The sequence below is a fragment of the Stenotrophomonas sp. HMWF003 genome, assembly GCF_003061285.1.
Lineage (GTDB): Bacteria > Pseudomonadota > Gammaproteobacteria > Xanthomonadales > Xanthomonadaceae > Stenotrophomonas > Stenotrophomonas maltophilia_AP.
Map to the genome: position 1 here is coordinate 814 of NZ_QAIW01000409.1, position 3302 is coordinate 4115.

Annotated in this window: 2 protein-coding genes and 1 pseudogene; 1 reads left to right on the forward strand and 2 read right to left on the reverse strand. The window is 70.4% G+C overall.

From position 1 onward, the window contains the following. A partial coding sequence (gene ligA, locus DBR34_RS17495) for an NAD-dependent DNA ligase LigA (protein WP_258224077.1) occupies window positions 1–1863 on the reverse strand: 1863 nt, incomplete at its 3' end. A 137-nt stretch (window positions 1864–2000) separates the two neighbouring features. Between ligA and DBR34_RS17500 the strand changes: the two genes are divergently transcribed. Then, complete coding sequence (locus DBR34_RS17500) at window positions 2001–3107, forward strand: pyridoxal phosphate-dependent aminotransferase (protein ID WP_128097729.1); 1107 nt, start codon at window positions 2001–2003, stop codon at window positions 3105–3107. 42 nt (window positions 3108–3149) lie between these two features. Here the strand turns inward: DBR34_RS17500 and DBR34_RS17505 are convergent. Next, a pseudogene (locus tag DBR34_RS17505) lies at window positions 3150–3302 on the reverse strand (cell division protein ZipA); the annotation flags it as partial.

Below are 3302 nucleotides of genomic sequence, written 5' to 3' on the forward strand. Positions count from 1 at the left end.
GAAGAAGTGGCCCAGCGAGCGCGCCACTTCCCCGCCGATGTCGGGCACGCGCTTGAACAGCGGCCATGGCAGGTGGCGGATCAGCTCCAGGTCGCCGAACCAGGTCGACAGCCCCTTGGAGGTGTTCTCACCGACGTTTTCGATGCCCAGCGCGAACAGCAGCCGTTCCAGCGTGGTGTCGCGGCTGGCGTCGATGGCCGCGATCAGGTTGTCGGCCCAGCGCGTGGCGATCTTCCGGGTGTTCCAGGCAAAGGCGGTCGGCATTGCCAGTGCCTTGGCACGCCAGCCGGCGTCGCTGCCATCAAGCTGCAGGATGGCGCGCAGGTAGTCGCCGCTGCCTTCCGGCGGCAGGTGCAGGCCGATCTGTGCCGCGAGGGCCTCAGGCGTGTCGGCGTCCAGCACCAGCTTCAGGTGCAGCAGCTGGTCGCGGGTGAGCCGGTACAGGTCGGCCACGCTACGTACGATGCCGGCATCGACCAGGGTTTCGATGTACTTGCCCCCCAGGCCGTCGATGTCCATGGCGCGGCGCGAGGCGAAGTGCGCGATGGCTTCCTTGCGCTGCGCCGGGCAGCTCAGTTCGCCCGAGCAACGCCACACGGCCTCGCCCTCTTCGCGCACGATCTCCGACCCGCACACCGGGCACTGCGCCGGCATCTGCCAGGGCGTGGTGCCGGCCGGACGCCGTTCGGCGATGACGCTGACCACTTCGGGAATCACATCGCCGGCGCGGCGCACGATCACCGTGTCGCCCACGCGCACGTCAAGGCGCTGGATCTGGTCGGCGTTGTGCAGGGTGGCGTTGGACACGATCACCCCCGCCACGGCCACCGGATTCAGGCGCGCCACCGGGGTGGCGGCACCGGTGCGGCCGATCTGGATCTCGATCGCCTCCACCGTGGTGGTCTGTTCCTGCGCGGGGAACTTGTGCGCGATCGCCCAGCGCGGCGCGCGCGACACGAAACCCATGGTTTCCTGGCCGGCGCGGTCGTCCAGCTTGTAGACCACGCCGTCGATGTCGAAGGCCAGCCCATCGCGACGCTCGCCGATGTCGCGGTAATAGGCCAGCAGGCCGGCACTGCCTTCCACCACCTGGCACAGTTCGCTGACCGGGAAGCCCCAGGCGCGCAGCTGCGCCAGCGTGGCCGAGTGGGTAGGCGGCAGGTCACCGTCCTCCACCTGGCCGGTGCCGTAGGCGTAGAAGCTGAGCTTGCGCCTGGCGCTCATCTTCGGGTCCAGCTGGCGCAGCGAACCGGCCGCGGCGTTGCGCGGGTTGGCCAGCACCTTGCCGTCGTGCAGGCGCGCCTGCGCGTTGTAGGCCTCGAAATCGGCGCGCGCCATGTACACCTCGCCGCGCACTTCCAGCACGTCCGGCCAGCCCGCCCCCTGCAGTTCCTGCGGAATCACCGCGATCTGGCGCAGGTTGGCGCTGACGTCCTCACCGGTGCTGCCATCGCCGCGGGTGGCACCCTGCACGAAGCGCCCGTTTTCGTAGCGCAGGCTGATGGCCAGGCCATCGAGCTTGGGTTCGGCCGAGAAATACAGCGCATCGCGGCGCAGGCGCTCGCTGATGCGGCGCACGAAATCCTGGACTTCCTCGTCGCTGAAGGCATTGCCCAGCGACAGCATCGGCACTGCGTGGCGCACTTCGGCAAAGCGCGAGGAAGCCTTGCCGCCGACGCGCTGGGTGGGGGAATCGGCAACGGCCAGTTCCGGGTGGTCGCGCTCCAGTGCTTCCAGCTCGCGCACCAGGCGGTCGTACTCCGCATCCGGGATCAGCTGCTCGTCGCGCTCGTGGTAGGCCGTGCCGGCTTCATCGATCTGGCGGCGCAATGCCTCGGCACGTTCAGCGGGGCTGGGGCTCATCCGGGAGGCATCCTGAAAGGGCTGTTGATTTTATGGCCTGCCGTCCCCGGCAGCCACCCCGCTGCGGTGCCGGGTGGCTATTGCCGGCAACCCGGCACAGGGTTAGCGTGCGCCAAGTCCCTCCGTGCAGGTGTGCCGTGACCGTTGCCGCTCCTTCCCGCCGTTCATTCCTGCAGTTGGCCGGCACCGGTCTGGCCTTGTCGGGGCTGGGCGTGTCGACCGTGTCGGCCGCCACGCCGCGTACCAGCGCGGTCGGCGGCCCGGTGCTGCTGAACTTCAACGAATGCCCGTATGGCCCGGCGCCGGTGGCGCAGGCCGCGGCGCGCGAGATCGTGGCCGGTAGCGGGCGCTATCTGTTCGCACTGGCCGGTGAGCTGCGCGACCTGTTCGCCAGCCAGGAAGGCATCGGCAAGGACCACGTGCGGCTGTACCCGGGCTCCAGCGAGCCGCTCAACCGGGCCGCGATCCTGTGGACCTCGGCGAGCGCCGGGCTGGTAGTGGCCGACCCCACCTTCGAAGCGCTGGGCGACCTGGCCGCCGCGCGTGGCGCCACCGTTGCCAGGGTCGCGCTGCGCGAGGACGGCGCGCATGACGTCCGCGCGATGGCCGCTGCGGCCGCACGGATCAATGCCGGCCTGCTGTACCTGTGCAATCCGAACAACCCCACCGGGTCGATCACCCCCGCCGCGGACATCACCTGGCTGCTGGCCAACAAGCCCCGGCAGACGCGGGTGCTGGTCGACGAGGCCTACCTGCAGTACAGCGAGCAGCGCTCGGTAATCGCCCAGGTGACGCAGCGCGACGATGTGATCGTGCTGCGTACGTTTTCCAAGCTGTACGGCATGGCCGGGTTGCGCCTGGGCGTGGCCGCGGCGCACCCGGACCGACTGCGCGAACTGGCCAGCCTGGGCGACAACCCGCTGCCGGTCACCGCGCTCGCGGCCGGGCTGGCCAGCCTACGCGCGCCGGGCCTGGTGGCGCAGCGCAAGGCGGAGAACACGCAGGTGCGGCAGGCCACCGTGGCCTGGCTGGCGGCGCGCGGATTCGCCTGCGTGCCGACCGAAGCCAACTGCTTCGTGGTGGACGTCAAGCGCGACGGCAGCGCGTTCGCTGTGGCGATGGCCGAACAGGGCGTGGTGATCGGCCGCAGCTGGCCGATCTGGCCGCAGCGGGTACGGGTGACCGTGGGTACGGCGGCGGAAATGGCGCGGTTCCGCGACGCGTTCGCCGCAGTCGCCGGGTAGAGCCGACCGTCGGCCGGCTGCTCGATGCCCGCCGCGCCTGGATTACCAGCGCGGGGCTTTGGTCAGCGGCGGCGCCTGGTGCTGGCGGTCGTAGGCGCGCAGTTCGTCACGGATGTGCGCGATGCGCTGGCGGCCCAGGGCATTGCGGCTGTCGTCCAGCACCACGCCGTCGAGCAGTTCGCCCATGCGCTGCAC